Annotated in this window: 18 protein-coding genes and 1 tRNA gene; 14 read left to right on the forward strand and 5 right to left on the reverse strand. The window is 54.3% G+C overall.

Annotated features, from left to right (window positions below; genetic code table 11):
• From ELY33_RS15530 to ELY33_RS17915, 12 genes are all read left to right on the forward strand, one after another.
• Complete coding sequence (locus ELY33_RS15530) at window positions 1-750, forward strand: VIT1/CCC1 transporter family protein (RefSeq protein ID WP_126948811.1); 750 nt, start codon at window positions 1-3, stop codon at window positions 748-750.
• A 372-nt stretch (window positions 751-1122) separates the two neighbouring features.
• Window positions 1123-2475 (forward strand): site-specific integrase, encoded by a 1353-nt coding sequence (locus tag ELY33_RS15535; RefSeq protein WP_126948812.1) that lies wholly within the window; start codon window positions 1123-1125, stop codon window positions 2473-2475.
• 120 nt (window positions 2476-2595) lie between these two features.
• Complete coding sequence (locus ELY33_RS15540; protein ID WP_126948813.1) at window positions 2596-3282, forward strand: hypothetical protein; 687 nt, start codon at window positions 2596-2598, stop codon at window positions 3280-3282.
• Window positions 3283-3481: 199 nt separating this feature from the next.
• A complete protein-coding gene (locus tag ELY33_RS15545) occupies window positions 3482-3790 on the forward strand; it encodes a hypothetical protein (protein ID WP_126948814.1) in 309 nt (102 codons plus the stop codon).
• Entirely contained in the window at window positions 3787-4026 is a 240-nt protein-coding gene (locus tag ELY33_RS15550) for a hypothetical protein (protein ID WP_126948815.1), read from the forward strand. The genes ELY33_RS15545 and ELY33_RS15550 overlap by 4 nt, the downstream gene beginning before the upstream one ends.
• Before the next feature lie 83 nt (window positions 4027-4109).
• Window positions 4110-5057, forward strand: coding sequence for a toprim domain-containing protein (locus ELY33_RS15555; RefSeq protein ID WP_126948816.1), 948 nt, complete (start codon window positions 4110-4112; stop codon window positions 5055-5057).
• Window positions 5054-7033 carry a DUF927 domain-containing protein gene (locus tag ELY33_RS15560; RefSeq protein ID WP_126948817.1) on the forward strand — a complete coding sequence of 660 codons (1980 nt, stop codon included), beginning with the start codon at window positions 5054-5056 and terminating at the stop codon, window positions 7031-7033. Before ELY33_RS15555 ends, ELY33_RS15560 begins: the two co-directional genes overlap by 4 nt.
• Window positions 7030-7764 carry a hypothetical protein gene (locus ELY33_RS15565; RefSeq protein WP_126948818.1) on the forward strand — a complete coding sequence of 245 codons (735 nt, stop codon included), beginning with the start codon at window positions 7030-7032 and terminating at the stop codon, window positions 7762-7764. Before ELY33_RS15560 ends, ELY33_RS15565 begins: the two co-directional genes overlap by 4 nt.
• The gene (locus tag ELY33_RS15570) at window positions 7754-8026 is read left to right on the forward strand and encodes a hypothetical protein (protein ID WP_126948819.1); all 273 of its coding nucleotides are present in this window, start codon (window positions 7754-7756) and stop codon (window positions 8024-8026) included. The genes ELY33_RS15565 and ELY33_RS15570 overlap by 11 nt, the downstream gene beginning before the upstream one ends.
• Before the next feature lie 50 nt (window positions 8027-8076).
• The gene (locus tag ELY33_RS15575) at window positions 8077-8553 is read left to right on the forward strand and encodes a hypothetical protein (RefSeq protein ID WP_126948820.1); all 477 of its coding nucleotides are present in this window, start codon (window positions 8077-8079) and stop codon (window positions 8551-8553) included.
• Window positions 8554-8968: 415 nt separating this feature from the next.
• Window positions 8969-9283 (forward strand): hypothetical protein, encoded by a 315-nt coding sequence (locus ELY33_RS15580; RefSeq protein WP_126948821.1) that lies wholly within the window; start codon window positions 8969-8971, stop codon window positions 9281-9283.
• 99 nt (window positions 9284-9382) lie between these two features.
• Window positions 9383-9526 (forward strand): hypothetical protein, encoded by a 144-nt coding sequence (locus ELY33_RS17915; RefSeq protein WP_167470106.1) that lies wholly within the window; start codon window positions 9383-9385, stop codon window positions 9524-9526.
• A gap of 540 nt (window positions 9527-10066) precedes the next feature.
• Here the strand turns inward: ELY33_RS17915 and ELY33_RS15585 are convergent.
• The 5 genes from ELY33_RS15585 to ELY33_RS18345 form a co-directional block, all read right to left on the reverse strand.
• A tRNA-Pro gene (locus ELY33_RS15585) sits at window positions 10067-10143 on the reverse strand.
• A 125-nt stretch (window positions 10144-10268) separates the two neighbouring features.
• A complete protein-coding gene (locus ELY33_RS15590) occupies window positions 10269-11078 on the reverse strand; it encodes an inositol monophosphatase family protein (RefSeq protein ID WP_126948822.1) in 810 nt (269 codons plus the stop codon).
• Between the two features lie 91 nt (window positions 11079-11169).
• On the reverse strand, window positions 11170-11655 hold the full coding sequence (locus tag ELY33_RS15595) for an anti-virulence regulator CigR family protein (protein ID WP_126948823.1): 486 nt from the start codon (window positions 11653-11655) through the stop codon (window positions 11170-11172).
• A 93-nt stretch (window positions 11656-11748) separates the two neighbouring features.
• Window positions 11749-12132, reverse strand: a complete 384-nt coding sequence (locus ELY33_RS15600; RefSeq protein WP_126948824.1) for a type II secretion system protein — start codon at window positions 12130-12132, stop codon at window positions 11749-11751.
• A 61-nt stretch (window positions 12133-12193) separates the two neighbouring features.
• Entirely contained in the window at window positions 12194-12610 is a 417-nt protein-coding gene (locus ELY33_RS18345) for a prepilin-type N-terminal cleavage/methylation domain-containing protein (RefSeq protein WP_340148140.1), read from the reverse strand.
• 243 nt (window positions 12611-12853) lie between these two features.
• On the opposite strand from ELY33_RS18345, the gene pilB reads away from it, so the two are divergent.
• Both pilB and ELY33_RS15615 read left to right on the forward strand, forming a co-directional pair.
• The gene (pilB, locus tag ELY33_RS15610) at window positions 12854-14608 is read left to right on the forward strand and encodes a type IV-A pilus assembly ATPase PilB (RefSeq protein ID WP_126948825.1); all 1755 of its coding nucleotides are present in this window, start codon (window positions 12854-12856) and stop codon (window positions 14606-14608) included.
• An 8-nt stretch (window positions 14609-14616) separates the two neighbouring features.
• Window positions 14617-15846 (forward strand): type II secretion system F family protein, encoded by a 1230-nt coding sequence (locus tag ELY33_RS15615; RefSeq protein ID WP_126948826.1) that lies wholly within the window; start codon window positions 14617-14619, stop codon window positions 15844-15846.
• Window positions 15847-15877: the final 31 nt, after the last annotated feature.

A 15877-nucleotide genomic window follows, 5' to 3' on the forward strand; every position in this document is an offset into this window, starting at 1 on the left:
GTGCCCACTCCAAGTCGTGAAAGCCTTCTAGAAGAACATCACCCTGAAGCCGTGCGCAAGCGGCTGGCGACCCCTGTAAAAGCATCAACACTTCCAGATGCTGTGCTGGGTGGTATTGATGGCTGTGTGACAACGTTTGCGGTGGTTTCAGGCGCTTTTGGCGCAGGTTTTTCACCACAGGTGGCGCTGGTACTAGGTTTTGCCAACCTACTTGCTGATGGCTTCAGCATGGCTTTTAGCAATTACGAAGCTGGGCAGGCACAGTTGGCTCAGATCACCAGTACAGAGCGCATCGAACGGCAGCATATAGACTTAGTGCCCGAAGGCGAACGCGAAGAGATTCGTCAGTTATTCCATGCAAAAGGCTTTGAAGGGGAGCTACTTGAGCACGTTGTCGATACCCTATGCAGCGAACCCGATAGATGGGTAGCCACCATGTTACAAGAGGAGCATGGCCTGTCGTCTGCTGGGCTTAGCCCCCTTCGTTCAGCGTTAGTTACCTTTGTTGCTTTTTTAGTAGTAGGAACCCTGCCATTACTGCCTTATACATTAACTGGTTTAGAAACCACTTCGCAGTTTCTAGCTAGCCTGGGGCTAGCAGGCATCGTGTTCCTGGCTATTGGTATGCTTAAGAGCGCGGTTTACGGCCTTCCCGCTTGGCGCTCGGGCTTTCGCACTTTTTTGATGGGCACCGCCGCTGCCGGGCTTGCCTATTCAACAGGCTATTTTGCGCAGTGGCTATTACCCTAACTAGTGTTATGTTTTGCGCTGCGTTTGCTTTCAGCGATGGCTTAAGCTGTGTTGCTTGAATCAGACAATTAAAAGATAAGGTTCAGGCGGCTTACCGCTAACAATCAACAGCAATAAAAAAAGGCCACCGCTTAAAAAGCTAAGTGACCGTTTCATCTGTTTGGTCGGAGTGACAGGATTCGAACCTGCGACCTTTGCAACCCCATTCCGTTTATCCCATATTTAAGCAGACACTGACAGAAACAAGAAAACACCATAAGCCACTGATATAATATATAAAGTAAGCCTATTAGAGTTTGCTTGTTGTTTCCCGCTGTACCCCGTTATATCCTTCGAGTGTCACCTATTTGTCACCTAGAAATTGAGGCCATCATGGCAGGCACCGAGACCCGAGTGAAACTGACCGCTAAAAGCGTGGAGAAGCTGGCAAAAGATATACCGCCGGGAGATGTCTGGGACACCGACTTGGCAGGTTTCCATGTGCGCCCTGGTAAACGCGGCCTGACATTCCGGCTCTACTACCGCACCAAGGCCGGCAAGCGCCGCTTGATGACGCTAGGGACTTACGGAACACTGACGCTCACTCAAGCACGCACAAATGCTACCGAAGCCTTAGCTATCGTCGCGCAAGGTGGCGACCCACGCGCCGTGTTAGAGGAAGCCAAGGCCGAGCAGCAGCGCCAGCAAGATCAAACGCTGGGAGCTTACCTAGATGGCCCATACACCGCCTATCAAAATCGCAAGAAGGACGGCAAAGGCACGCTTCGCAGAATCCAAAAAGATTTTGCTGACTGGCTCGACAAACCTATGAGCAGCCTCACCCGTGCGGAGGTTGAACGCTGGCAAGCTCGGCAAGAAGCCAAAGAAAAGCCACTCGCCTTTGGTAGCCTCAAGCGTTCTTTCGACGCCATGCACGCCATGCTGATGCACGCCACCGAGCGCAAGGTAATACCGGCCAACCCACTGGCGGGCGTCAAGCTACAAAAGCCAGCGATGAATGACGACGATATGGCCGAGCAAGCATCACAACGTCGCTATCTGGAGCATGATGAAGCCGAGGCACTATTTACTGGCCTGGATGCGTATCAAGAGCAAAAGCGTGAGCAGCGCCGCCGTAGTCGAGCCCATGGAAAATCATACCTGCCCGACCTGGATGGCGCGGCTTATGTAGATCACGTCAAGCCGTGGGTTTTGACCATGTACTACACCGGTTTTCGGCCCGGCGATATAACCGGCCTTCGCTGGGAACACGTCAATCTGACCTTTGGCACGATCCGCAAGGTGATAGAGAAAACGGCGCACCACCATTCCGAGCCTATGACCTTCCCGTTATCCTCAGCGGCCTTCAAGACACTGGCCACTTGGCACCAGCACGTGGGCGAACCAAAGACAGGCCTGGTATTCCCCTCGCAACGCAATGGGCAGCGTATGGATAGAACAGCCATGCAAAAACCGTGGGCAAATGTGCGCAAGCTCGCCGGGCTGCCTGATGACCTGCTGCTGTATAGCTTGCGGCATAATTTCGCCAGCCAGCTGGTAATGGCAGGTATCGACTTGCTGACAGTTTCCAAGCTGATGGCGCATTCCGATATTCAAACAACCATCCAGCACTATGCCCACTTACGGCCTGACCATACCCGCGATGCAGTGGAGGCATTCGTGAATCAAGGCCCAAGCCGTCAAGCTGAGCAAGAGACTGCTATTCCCCTAACGATAGTTCGATGAGGCTGGCGCCGATGGCGTAAGCCTGCCCCGCTTGGCTGGCCTAGGGTAGCTCCCGAACGTACGGATCACTTCACCGTGCTGGCCGGCCACCTTTCATGAAGTGAGCGCGAGGAGTAGCGCATGGCACTTTCACCCTGGCACGTTGCCGCTAGGCTGAGTTTTGATGATGTTGCGGCATTACTGACCGGTTTTGATATTTCCTTGGCTAAAACCGGCAATATTTTTGATCACGAGATCAAAGAATATAAGGAATGGTGTCGCGTCATTATCTGCGCAGCCAAAGATGGTTATCTGACGCCATATCATGTTGAAGTTTTACATAAGGAGTTCCAACAAGATTTATACCCGACCACAGTAGATGAAGAAACGGGCGATGAGGAGTTTCTCCTCAGCGTCACTGATACATGGTGGGTAGACTGGCGGCATGGGGATGTGCCTTGGCAGACTAACGCGAACGAGGATATTCGTATAACCATCGAACGCCAAGAGGTTTGCCGATGGCTGAGAGCGTCAGGTATTAAGGATGACGACATACCCGAAGCGCTGCGCGTCATGCCTGCGGGGAAAAATGCCAGCGAGAGCGAGAATGACGAGCTACACCCCAGGCGAGAAGCTACCTATCAGCGCATCATCGCGGCTCTGATGGCTTTGCAGTACGGGTACCGTGAGATAAGACAGCCATACGAAGTGGCTGATGAGCTTCTGGATGATTTAAAACTGAGCGATATTAGAGCGCCAGCAAGTCGCAACACACTAGGCCCGATTTTGAATCGGATGCTGCCGGTTCAAAAAGCTGACTTGGATTGATACTGGACTAGCCCCCAGTCCAACTGCACCTATGCCGGGCGAGATCACGCCACCATGAGAGCGTCAACTAGCAACATACAGACGCTTTCATGGTAGTACGGCAACTTGGCAATGTAGCTTTTAATGTTGCCCATATCGGTTTCATTGCTTTCGCCAACTTCACCATGGAAGCGTCAACCAGCAACGTGGAGACGCTCAAATGCCTACCAAGCAACACGACTCAAGCAACACCCTCGCCAATGCCCTGGCCCGCTACCGCGATGGCTTCGACCCGGCGCTTATCGAACTTCCCGAGACGGCAGTATTCCCCGGCCTGATTCCCGCCGCCCCTACCACTGCACGCAAGAGCCGTTGCACCGGCACCCTTCTGGGCAAGCCCGCACCACGTTTTATTCGCCGGGGGCGCGCGATCCGCTACCGGCTTAAGGATGTGCTCGATTGGCTGGCCGAAGGTGAAGGTTATGCCAGCACCGCTGAAGCAGCCGTTGCCGGGAGGGCTGCATCATGACCCTTCAAGATCAGCTTTATTTCAATAATGCGGGCTTAACGGGTGACGTATTCATCATGCGCCGCGCCAGCCATGCAGTGAGCGCGATTGCGAGCGTATTGCACGATGAGGATACCAGCACCTATTGCCGCGAAGGCTTGCTGGAAGCGTTGGAAATTATCGCCAATGACCTGGATGAGCGCGCCGCCTTTATCAGCCATGAAGTATTGATGAGAGGAGGTGATGACGATGTATGAACTTGCTCACCTACTAGCTAACGGCTGGCGCTGCTTAACGCAACGAAGCACAACATCTCAGCAAGTGGCGGAGGAAAAAGCCAATGACTGAGTTTGCAAAAAAAACCCCGGCCTATGTGGGCCGGGAGCATGGGAGTATCCATAAGTCAGAGTGCCGCCAGTATAGCACCATCGAGCAGGCGCTAGGCGATGCCCTGGCCGCGTATGGCGTTACCGGGCTGGCGATCCGTGCAGATGGTGACGTTCACCGCTTCGATACCGCCGACAAGGCCAAGGGCAACCGCAACGGCTGGTACGTCTGCCCCTCGCTGGAAGTGGCTGTTTATGGCTTCTGGCATACCGGGGAGCAGCATACCGTCACCACTGGCAGCAAAGCTGACCCCGCCGCCGCTGCTGAAGCCCGGCTGGCTGCAATGCGAGCCAAGGAGCAACGCGAGACCGAACGACGCCAACAACAGGTCAATACAGCCGAACAGGCCCGCCGCTGGTGGGCCATGGCTGGCGCTGCTGACCCTGGTCACTCTTACCTGACCAAGAAGCGCCTGGCACCGCATGGCCTACGCCAACGTGATTCTGCACTGCTGGTGCCGCTGTTCTATGACGGCGAACTGGTCAACCTGGAACGTATCTTTCCCGATGGTGCTAAGCGCCCCCTATTTGGCGGACGTGTTAAAGGCGTGGCCGGGCTGGTGGGCAAGCTGGCTGGCGCTGAGCGCGTCCTGGTCGCTGAGGGCTGGGCAACCGCCGCTGCGCTTTACGAGGCGATGAACGTGCCCGTGGTCGTGGCGCGTAATGCGGACAACCTGGAAGCCGTGGCCCGCCGTTTGCGCCAGCACCTACCGGACAACATCACCATCACCCTAGCTGCTGATGACGACCGCTTCACCGATGGCAACCCCGGCGTCACTAAGGCACGGCTGGCTGCGCTGGCTATTGGGGCCAAGGTGTTGATGCCGACCTTCTGCGCTGACTGCCAGCGCTGCACCGACTTTGCCGACGTGGCCTTGTGCCGCAAGGAGCATGGCTTATGAGTTGGCAGCCAGACGATAACTTGGACTTGTTTAGGAAAGTCAGCGACACGACAGCCCCCATTAGCAGCCACCCTTCTCGAATTCTAGCGGGAACACCGGGAACAGCGGGAACAAGCACCAAGGAGCCAAGTAAAAACAGCAGGTTAGCAAAAAAACCTGACACCGTTCCCACTGGGAACACGGCGGGAACACCGGGAACAAACGCGCCAATGGGGCAGGAAACCGACCCACAAGACGGCGATCCACTCACCCCAGAGATCAAGCGGCCATGTTTCGCTAACCATAACGCACCGTTTGTGGTTGATGACAAGGTTAAGCCTGCCGGGCTGTGGTGGCATGGCACCAAGCAGCGCAACGGGGAACTGGTGAGCGATGATGTGCGCATTGCTGACCCCATCGAAGTGACAGCAATCAGCCGCGACGAGCATGGTGGTAACTTTGGCCGTCAATTGCGATTCAGAAACAGCGAGGGCCGATGGTGTGAGCGTGTGCTACCCATGCGGCTACTCAGTGAAGGCGGTTCCGAGCTTCGCCGGGAATTGCTAGACATGGGCCACACTCACAGCCTGAAACACCGTGCCAAGCTGGCTGACTTCATCATGGACAGTCACCCCAAGGGCCGCATTGTGGCCGCTACCACGACAGGTTGGCATGACAACGCAAGCGCCTTTGTGCTGCCCCACCGCACGCTAGGCAATCAGGATTACAGCTTTAGCGCTGAAGCCATGCGTGCCACGTACTTTGAAACGCGGGGCACCTTAGCGGGCTGGCGTGAAGACGTTGCCAGCAAGGCCAACAACAATCCCATCATGGTGATGTGCGTATGCGTAGCACTAGCGGGGCCGTTGATATGGCCCGCTAAGCAACAAGCAGCGGGAGGCTTGGGTTTCAACCTGCGTGGTGGCTCCAGCAAGGGCAAGACTACCGGGCTACAAATAGCCGCGAGTGTGTGGGGCAGCCCGCAATTCCTACGCCCATGGGCTGCGACCGGAAACGGCGTGGAGGCGCTAGCCGCGTCTCAAAACGACACCTGCATGGTGCTGGATGAACTGAGCCAAGCGAATCCACACGAAGCCGGGAGCATGGTGTACATGGTAGCCAACGGCGTCGGTAAACAACGTGCTGCACGTACAGGCGGTATTCGTGAAGCGCAACGCTGGCGCTTGATGTTGCTGTCTAGTGGCGAACGCAGCCTAGCGTCTCACATGGGCGAAGCAGGCAAGACAGCCAAGGCGGGACAGGATGCCCGCTTGTTGGATATTCCCGCTACTGGCCGCCGCTACGGTGCCTTTGACGATACCCAGGGCATGAACCCTAGCGACTTTGCCAACGCTATCAAAAGCGCCACGGCAGAACATTACGGCCACGCAGGCATGGCGTTTATCAACTACTTGCTCAAGCGTGACGACTTACCCGCGCTGTATCACGAGATCATGCAAGACCCGGCCTTCATTGGCACACAGGATGGCGTTTCCAGCCGTGCCGCTGGCGCGTTTGGCCTACTGGCAATGGCGGGTGAACTGGCAACAGAGGCAGGCATTACAGGCTGGCAGCCGGGCTACGCGCTTGATGCTATCGCCACTTGCTTTGCGCTATGGCAGAACGAGCGCGGGAGCCTACCCCCCGAAGACACAGCGATCCTGGAAGGAGTAAGGAGTTTTATCGAGCGCCACGGGGATTCTCGCTTTAGTGAACTAGTGCCCACGAAGCCTGACTACCTGCCAGACCAACACCAGCCCACCGTTCACCAGCGAGCAGGCTACTGGTCAAACGTAGGTAATGACCGCGTGTTCTATTTCCAGAAGGCCGAGCTTGAAGAAGCTGCCAAAGGCTTTGATGCCAAGACGATTGCGGCTGTCTTGGATGACGCCAACTGGCTGTATGAGAAAGAAGCCGGGCGCTTGGCCGTCAATAAGCGCGTGAACGGCACAATCAAACGTCTATATGCGGTACTTCCCAAGGAGGCTGACCAATGAGCTTGCGCGATGTGCTCCAGCAGCGTCGGTTAAGGGCAGGTGTTCCCGCTGTTCCCGCAACGTTCCCGCCACCGGGAACAGAAAAAGGCCATACAAAACAGGGATGTTCCCGGCGTTCCCGCTGTTCCCGTTCAGATTCGACAGGGACGAATCAATGGGCACGGGAAGTTCAGGCCGAACACTCGCCCACCACCCCGGCAGAGATTGCGGCCATTATTGGTGGCCTGAAAGCCGTGGGCCGTTCATTGGGATTGGTAGAAGCGCTGGCGCGTGAGGCCATGGCCCAACTAACACAGGAAGCCGCTGCCGAGTTGGCAGTGGTACTGGATGACGTTTTTGAAGTTGCACCGGATGACGCCACCGCCCGCGCTCATTGCCGCCGCCTGCTGAACGATCCGCAAGCGCTGGCAAACGCCAAGGCGGTATGGCCGAGTTTGCCGCCTACCCTTGCCGCTGTTACTCAGACAACTACCACCGCGACCGTGGTCGATCATGCCCCGCAATGGCTGCGATTGATTCGCCAGCACTGCGCTTTGGTGCCAGAGGATGAACGGCTGCTGACCCGCTGCCTTGGGATGCGCCCAGCAAGGGATGCTCTACAAGCAGCACAGCGCTATGTGACCACTTGGCAGCAAGCCGCCAGCGCTGAACCACGGGAGGCTGCCCGCGACAATTCAGGCAGACGCGCCGCTAACAATGAACTACGGGGAGGTAGTCGCCATGCTGGATGAAACCACCATTGAAGCACGTCGCCTTGCCGCCAGCCTGCGCAGTATCGACGCTGACTTGGCAGAGAGCGCCCACGCTGTGTTGCTGGCGCTGGAACCAACACCCGATCAAGACACGTTGATGGGATGCGCGGATACACTGGAAACCATCGAGCAGCGACTACCACCGGGGGCACTTGCTGCCCTGGTGCGTTTACGCCTTACACGCCTGCAAGGGCTGGTGAATACTATGCTAGATAATGATTTACCGCCAACCGCCGCGTAGTAACCACCAACAATAACCACCAAAAGTAACCACTCTAAATTGGTGACGATATGATTATCACACGCGAATCACTGACCCAAGCCGCTAACAGTGGGCAACCGCTGGATCACTTAACCGCTGGGCAAACATGGGCAGCGCATACGCTGTGCGTACCCCCAGAGCGCTTGCAGAAGCCACTAGCCAGCCATATTGCCGCGTTACTGGATAGCGTCGAACGCAAGGCCCGCCGTGAGTTCTTCGGAGGCATCGAGCGTGGCGATACTGATGCAATGGTTGCCCGCGCCTATGATGAGCAACACCCGCCGTTCCTGCGTCTGCCGATCCTTGAAACACTACGGGAGGGAATGAACGAACACTTCCCGGAACTGAAGCCCGCCGGGTACAACGATCAAGGCCAGCCAGTCTATGCCCTTGCTGATATTGCCCAAGCGCTGGACACGTCAGAGGATGAACTACTCGAACATGCAGAACAGCGGGGAATGCTCGACCAGTTGAGGAAAACACCCGCACCGCACCGGGTACACTGACCACATCATTAACCGCGCCCTGGCCTTTGCTGGGGCGTTTTACGTCAAGGGTATTGATGCCAAAAGCACTAAGGTCGCATTAAGGGAGCGAGGCAGGAATACCATAAGGTTTCTATAAGGGAGATTGCACTGGTTCGCGCCTTAGGTTCGCATTGTTCGCGCGAACTTTGTCCGAACCCTATGTCCGAATTGTGCGTTCGTTATGGTATTGGTGCGCACGTCTGGTGCGCAGCCGGAAGCCTAGCAATTCCTAGCATAGGAACCTGTCAAAACTTAACATTGGAACCTGATAAAACCTGATATTGCTGGCGCTGAACTACTAGGGAAAACTCAAGGCGCGAACAGTGGTACGAGGCTCCGGTACGAATTGTGCGTTCGTACCAGTACGCAATCCAGAGGCAAAAAGTACGCACTGTTGGTACGCATTTCACGCACCGCCTTCACGCACTATCTTCACGCAATCCGCGCACAACTTCGCGCAGTAAAACCGCGCACTTTTAATGCGCGAAACCACCGGGGGATGCCATTCGGTTTCATCGTCAAAATCATCGGGCGCTGGCAATTCTTCAGGCTGGTAAATTTCGAAACCGTTTCCTTTTTTACCATCCAAGACATTGCCTACGGTTGGGTGGGTTACCCCCACCGCTTCCGCAATTTCCCGCTGCGTTTTGCCTCACCTGAAAAAACGCTAGGTTCCTCTGTGCGACACCCCACCAGCCACGAGGCGTAGAGTGCCTGGAGCTCGGCACTTTTCCGGCATTGCAGGTGCTCCACCACTGGCAGCTAAAAAGCCCGTAGCTGTAAGGTTTCGAGATGGTGGAGGTGGGGATTGCTACCGCGTGGATGCCGCGATGATGTACAGGTGGTTCCGTTGCGGGTGACGGTGCGCTCGGATGGCTGGCTATCTGTCGAATTTAGACAGATGGATGACTTGACGTTACGCACAGTGCTGGCGCTGATGGCCACCGGATAACCGGAAGTCATGTTGAAGCGCAACCGCCGGGGAAAGCTGGGGCTTGTTAGGGTATCGGTGCCTGACTGCTGACGTGGTGAAGCTGGGAATAAGGGATTTTCCCTATTATCAAAGGAAAGCCGGAATCTGCCTGTTTGCTGGAAACCTTAGTGGATACCACTTGCCCTTGCAGGCACCTTTTCGGAGCAGTACGCGCACGGGATTTTCTATTCGTATCTACTTCAGAAAGTGTTAGCAAATGTTCGCATCGAGCAAGAATGCACGCTGACAGATGTTGGCATGGGAAACGCAACGGCAGAGGCAACAAAAAACAACACCCGTGGAGCAGTGCAACGGCTGACCTACTGTGAAACCTTCAGGGTGAAAAACCCGCCAAAGAACTCCTATTAAGGACGCTATTCAATTCCCCATTTCTCTACAGAATCGGCTTGCAAAAGGTGAAAATTTCGGACGGCTGTCACCTATATGTCACCTAGAAAGTTAAGCAACAAAAAACGGCCACCGCATGATTCGCTAAGTGACCGTTTTATATAATTTTTTTGGTCGGAGTGACAGGATTCGAACCTGCGACCTTTGCAACCCCATTGCAACGCGCTACCAAGCTGCGCCACACTCCGATGCCTTGATTAGCAATGATTGTTAGCCTACATCGTTTGCTTCAAGACGGTGCGTATACTAGCGTTTTATTAACCAAATGAAAAGCCATTTTTGCGCTTTCTATTCAGTTGCTTGCCGCTTTTATTCAATCGATGCTTTTGAGCAGCGATGCCATTGCATCGTAAACCTTCGGGGTCGTTACGAGCAGTTGCTTAGGGTAGAGGTCCGCTGGCACGCCGTCAGGTACTTCTGTTAAGTGCCCGACTTTCGCACCTGCTTCGCGGGCTATTACCCAGCCTGCAACGAAATCCCAGGGTGAAACACTTTCGTAATACGCATCCAATCGACCACAGGCGACATCGCAAAGGTCAATCGCCGCGGCGCCATTGCGGCGAACATCTTGGCAGTATGTTAATACGGCTTCTAAACGGGGTAAGAGTTGTTTACGCGCCTGTTTATCGTAGGGAAATCCAGTGGCTACCAACGTATTTTCAAGCGTATCCGCCCCACTGGGTTTTATCGGCTGCTGATTACAAAACGCGCCCAACCCTTCTGCTGCGCTAAAGGTGTCACCTAGGAAAGGCGCGTGAACCACACCTACTTTAGCAACGCCGTTTTCAATCCAGCCGATCGACACCGCCACATGGCGTAGGCCTTGGGCAAAGTTAACGGTACCGTCGATGGGATCTACTACCCACAGCTGCTCGGCGGGGGTATGCAGCGCACGCTCTGGGCTTAGCTCTTCGCTCAACCTTGCTTCGCCAGGAAAATGCGCTTCCAAGCGCTGGCTAATTAGCGTATCCACTGCCACATCTACATCGGTTACCAGCTCAATACCAGCTTTTAAGTGCTGGCTAAAGTCTTGCTGCTCGCGGGCGCGGCGAATCATCTCGCCCGCTTCTTCGGCAATGCGCACTGCCAGTGCCAGCCGCGCTTCTAGGGTATAGGCCGTCATTAATGCTCCTTGCTTGGGTCACGTTACCTAACGTTAAGCTCAGCTTAAGCGGTGGCGCATGGCATTACCATGACAGCAGGCGAAACAGTTGTTAAAGAAGCGCATCGACCAGCACATCAACCACTACGCGGGTAGCGGCCTCAATAAGCACAACATCTGCGCCTACGCGCTCCCATTCATAGCCGGGGTATTGGGGCAGCTGAGAGGCCAACGGACCATCAAAGCGTTTTGCAATGCCCGGGGGCAATGGCCTACCGCGTTCTACGTTGCGCTGAATACCCGGCGGCAATGGTTGGGCACGTGGCGCATCGTAGTGGCGCAACAGACGAAGCAGTTCACGTTCGTTGATACGAGGAAGGTCGACAGTGCGCTCGTCGCGATGGCGACGCTCATGGCGGCCTATATCCTGCCCGCCACGCTGGCGCTCGGCATGTGCACCGTTGTCTCTGGCGCTATTGTCTCTCGCACTATTATCTCTAGCACCATGGGCGGGCGCGTGGGCAGGCTGCGCAACGGCAGCCACCTGCCAAAACAGGGTGCAAACTAATAGGCAAGCGCTAAGAGGGATCGATTTCATCATCGGCTCCTTATGGTCAGGAGCGTTAAGTGTAGAGAGGAAATGAGCAGGCAGTATGGATGTTTAGAAAGGCTTTGCGAGGGATAAGGATAACTATGGTGCTGTTACACGCTCAACTGTGCCCTGCTGGGTAATTTGCGCCTGAACGCCCTGGCGTTGGGTATCGAGTATCAGCGACGTTGCTTCGCCCTCAAAAACACCGCGAAAGGCCGAGGCGACAGCCGCTTGATTAGGCTGGCCATCATCACCAACGGCGCAGGCACCAAAGCTGAACGGCGCTAACGTATCGTCAAGGTGATTACTTGCTAAAGCCTGGGTCTTAAACGTAGCCAATTCCCGCTGGCAAGCACCAAAGGCAGAGTGGTCGAGGTAGGTTAAGTAGGCGGGTAGACTGAGTGCTGACAAAATCGCAGCAACTACAATGGCTAAAAGAAGCTCAATCAAAGTATAGCCGCTAACTCTACTGTTATTATCCATATATGACACCAAAAATTAAGCTGCCCGTGAGGCAGCTTAATTTAAAAAAACTACTGGAAGTTCAGGTACCTGGTGCATCGGCCTCGTCAGTACTAATTTTCCCCTGGGCAGTTACATATACGCTCGGATCACGACCAGTTTCTATTGCCAGACTCGCAGAATCAGGAGCGGCTGTGCCTAAAAAATATGTTTCCAAAGAAGTGAGTTGAGCGGGAGTAGGCTCACAAGACTGAAACTCGTAATTGTCAGGGTCATTAGGATCGGCTGGATCTACATTTGCAGCCACAACTAACGAACGGTATGAGTTTAGCTCAGCAAGACATGCATTCGCTTCAGCACGATTAAGATAATTACCATACTGCGGCACACCCACAGCGGCCAAAATACCGATTATCGCTACAACGATCAGCAGCTCAATCAAAGTGAAACCGCGTTGCTTAAAGCGGCGGGGATGTTGCATTTGGGTAGGTTGCGTCATAAGAATCCCTTGCGTTTAGTCATCATTTTTAGTGGATGTAACAAATTTTAACGATTTAGGTAAGTTCATCTTACATTATCCGACCCTTTCAGTGTTGGCAATGACCGATGTCATGCTTTTATCACCCGTTATTCAACCTTTTGAACCAATGCCGGCATCGCCTGATCATTAGGGCCACGAGTACCTTGCGTACGCTGAATATGGTACAAGGTGGCTTACATTTGCCATACCGCCGAGATCACCATGAGCCAACCTGCCCCAGAGTCTACGCTGAGCCATGCGGCTTCACATGGTGGCCTGCGCGGTATCGCTGAACGGTTAGTGAAGCACGGCATACTCACCGATGCCCAAGCGACTGTTGCGGAAAGCACGGCAGCCGAGCTTGAAGTGTCGCTACTGCAGCATGTAGTTGATAGCGGGCTTGTAGAAGCTGATGCAGCTGCACTGGCTGCTGCCTGGGAGTATGGCTTACCCGTCGTTGACCTGGATGCCATTCGTATTAATGCGCTGCCCCCCGCAAACGACTACCCCGTTAAAATACTAGAGCGCCTGGATATTCTTCCCCTGGCGCGTCATGGGCACCGCCTTACCGTTGCGGTGCCCTACCCCGCCACGCTTACCCAACTCGATGAATTGCAGTTCGCCACCGGGCTAAGTGTCGATGGCGTGCTGGCACCTGCTGATCAGCTTAAAAACACCTTAACGCAATACCTGGCGCAAAATGAACGCAGCATGCTAGATGAGCTAGAAAACGTTGATGATGCGGTCAGCGCGTTGAATATTGTTCAGCTTGGCGAAGATGAGGCAACGTTTGATAAGGCAGTAAAAGATAGCGAAGACGCCCCGGTGGTTAAATTCGTGAATAAAATACTGCTAGATGCCATCAGCCGTGGCGCGTCCGATATTCATTTTGAGCCTTATGAAACTCAGCTCCGGGTGCGCTTTCGTATCGATGGCATGTTGGTTGAAATTGCTCGCCCGCCGTTTGCGCTGCGGCACCGCATTGCAGCCCGATTAAAAATCATGTCACGGCTGGATATTTCTGAACGGCGACTGCCTCAGGATGGCGCGATCAAGCTACAGCTTTCACGCACTCGTTCAATTGATTTTCGGGTGAATTCATTGCCCACTGTGTTTGGTGAAAAAATAGTACTGCGTCTGTTAGACCCGGCCTCTGCTCAACTGGGTATCGAACAGCTGGGTTTTAGCCCTGAACAGCAAGCCGCTTATGAGCATGCGCTTGGGAAACCCCAGGGAATGATTCTGGTCACCGGGCCTACGGGTAGCGGTAAAACAGTGACGCTTTACACAGGTATCAATATTCTTAACCAAGTTGAGCGCAATATTTGTACGGCAGAAGACCCGGTTGAGATTAAAGTATCGGGAATTAATCAGGTTAACGTTTTGCCTAAAATCGGCCTAAACTTCGCCAGCGCTCTGCGGGCCTTTTTACGCCAAGACCCTGACGTGGTCATGGTGGGCGAAATTCGTGACTTGGAAACCGCCGAAATTGCCGTAAAGGCCGCCCAAACAGGCCATTTAGTGCTATCTACCGTACACACCAACTCTGCCGCTGAAACGCTAACTCGTTTAGCGAATATGGGTGTTGCCTCTTACAACATCGCAAGCTCCGTTAGTTTGATTATTGCCCAGCGCTTGGCGCGTAAGCTATGCAACCTGTGCAAAACACCCGCTAATATTCCTGCCGAAGCACTGCGTAAAGCAGGCTTTAGCCAGCAGGATATTCGCAACGGCACGATTTATTCGGCCGTCGGCTGCAAACAGTGCACCCACGGTTATAAAGGTCGTGTCGGTATTTATGAAGTGATGCCCATTACCGATGCCATGCGCCAGTTAATTATGCGCGATGGGGATGCACTGGAAATTGATCAGCAGGCCCGCCGCGAAGGCTACCCAAGCCTGCATCAACGTTGTTTAAGCCGTGTGCTGGATGGCAGCACCAGCCTGGAAGAAGTTAACCGCATCAGTAAGGAGTAACCCGCGCCATGGCTAACGCTAAAGCACGCCGCAAAAAGCCAGCGCCGCTGCATCGCTGGAAGTGGGAAGGCAAAGGCCCTCAAGACCGTGTCATGCGAGGCGAGCTGATTGGTCGCACGAAACCCGACGTTATTGAACAACTGGCGAAGCAGCGTATCGTCGCCACCAAGGTGCAAAAGCGCAGCAGCTTTAGTGGCCGCGGCAAAGTCACCAACGTCGACATTATGATTTTTGCACGGCAAATGGCCACTATGGTGCGTGCAGGCATTCCTATTCTGCAGGCGCTACAAGCCGTATCTGAAAGCTTAAAAAAACCCGCGATGGTGGCGCTTACCCAACAAATCATGGAAGACGTCTCTTCCGGCGATAGCCTTTCCGGCGCCATGGCAAAGCACCCCAAACAATTTGACCGCCTGTTTGTTAACTTGGTAGATGCAGGCGAGCAAGCTGGTGCGCTTGACCAAATGCTGGAACGGATTGCCAGTTATAAAGAGAAAGTTGAATCACTCAAGAACCGTGTCAAAAAAGCGCTCTGGTACCCTACTGCAGTCATGACCATCGGCGTTGCGGTTACCATGCTGCTGCTTATTAAAGTTGTGCCCGAATTTGAAAGTATGTTTCAGGGGTTTGGTGCGGAGCTACCGGCGCTTACCCAGTTTACGGTTAACTTATCAGACATGGCGCAAAAGTACTGGCTACAAACACTTGGCACGCTGGTCGCTAGCATCATGCTGCTTAAAGCCGCAGCACGACGCTCGCCGCGCGTTGCTTATCGGCTGGATAGCCTGATGCTTCATCTTCCTATTCTTGGCGATATTTTGCACAAATCTGCTGTTTCGCGATTTACACGTACCTTGGCGACAACGTTCACCTCAGGCGTGCCGCTTATCGAGGGGCTAGAAACCGCCGCCGGGGCAGCGGATAACCGTGTTTATATCAAAGCCATTAACGAAGTGCGCCAAGATGTAACGACTGGACAACAGCTGCATTTCGCCATGCGTATGACCAACCGTTTTCCCGCGTTGGCCGTTCAAATGGTAAGTATTGGTGAGGAAGCCGGCTCGCTGGATGCCATGCTTAACCGTGTCGCTGACTATTACGAAGAAGAAGTGGATAACAAAGTCGATGCCCTGACCTCGTTGATGGAACCAATTATTATCGTTGTCCTTGGCGCGCTGGTGGGCGGCGTGGTTGTCTCCATGTATTTGCCGATTTTTGAAATTGGCACCGCGTTATAAATTACTCGTGCACCGGTAGCTACCAATCGTC

The sequence above is a fragment of the Vreelandella andesensis genome, from assembly GCF_003989795.1.
Taxonomy (GTDB): Bacteria; Pseudomonadota; Gammaproteobacteria; order Pseudomonadales; family Halomonadaceae; genus Vreelandella; species Vreelandella andesensis.

What these genes read in the sequence shown, in the direction of transcription:
- ELY33_RS15535 (WP_126948812.1), top strand. Translation starts at nt 1,123, where the DNA reads ATGGCAGGCACCGAGACCCGAGTGAAACTGACCGCTAAAAGCGTGGAG.
- ELY33_RS15540 (WP_126948813.1), top strand. Translation starts at nt 2,596, where the DNA reads ATGGCACTTTCACCCTGGCACGTTGCCGCTAGGCTGAGTTTTGATGAT.
- ELY33_RS15545 (WP_126948814.1), top strand. Translation starts at nt 3,482, where the DNA reads ATGCCTACCAAGCAACACGACTCAAGCAACACCCTCGCCAATGCCCTG.
- ELY33_RS15550 (WP_126948815.1), top strand. Translation starts at nt 3,787, where the DNA reads ATGACCCTTCAAGATCAGCTTTATTTCAATAATGCGGGCTTAACGGGT.
- ELY33_RS15555 (WP_126948816.1), top strand. Translation starts at nt 4,110, where the DNA reads ATGACTGAGTTTGCAAAAAAAACCCCGGCCTATGTGGGCCGGGAGCAT.
- ELY33_RS15560 (WP_126948817.1), top strand. Translation starts at nt 5,054, where the DNA reads ATGAGTTGGCAGCCAGACGATAACTTGGACTTGTTTAGGAAAGTCAGC.
- ELY33_RS15565 (WP_126948818.1), top strand. Translation starts at nt 7,030, where the DNA reads ATGAGCTTGCGCGATGTGCTCCAGCAGCGTCGGTTAAGGGCAGGTGTT.
- ELY33_RS15570 (WP_126948819.1), top strand. Translation starts at nt 7,754, where the DNA reads ATGCTGGATGAAACCACCATTGAAGCACGTCGCCTTGCCGCCAGCCTG.
- ELY33_RS15575 (WP_126948820.1), top strand. Translation starts at nt 8,077, where the DNA reads ATGATTATCACACGCGAATCACTGACCCAAGCCGCTAACAGTGGGCAA.
- ELY33_RS15590 (WP_126948822.1), bottom strand. Translation starts at nt 11,078, where the DNA reads ATGACGGCCTATACCCTAGAAGCGCGGCTGGCACTGGCAGTGCGCATT.
- ELY33_RS15595 (WP_126948823.1), bottom strand. Translation starts at nt 11,655, where the DNA reads ATGAAATCGATCCCTCTTAGCGCTTGCCTATTAGTTTGCACCCTGTTT.
- ELY33_RS15600 (WP_126948824.1), bottom strand. Translation starts at nt 12,132, where the DNA reads ATGGATAATAACAGTAGAGTTAGCGGCTATACTTTGATTGAGCTTCTT.
- ELY33_RS18345 (WP_340148140.1), bottom strand. Translation starts at nt 12,610, where the DNA reads ATGACGCAACCTACCCAAATGCAACATCCCCGCCGCTTTAAGCAACGC.
- pilB (WP_126948825.1), top strand. Translation starts at nt 12,854, where the DNA reads ATGAGCCAACCTGCCCCAGAGTCTACGCTGAGCCATGCGGCTTCACAT.
- ELY33_RS15615 (WP_126948826.1), top strand. Translation starts at nt 14,617, where the DNA reads ATGGCTAACGCTAAAGCACGCCGCAAAAAGCCAGCGCCGCTGCATCGC.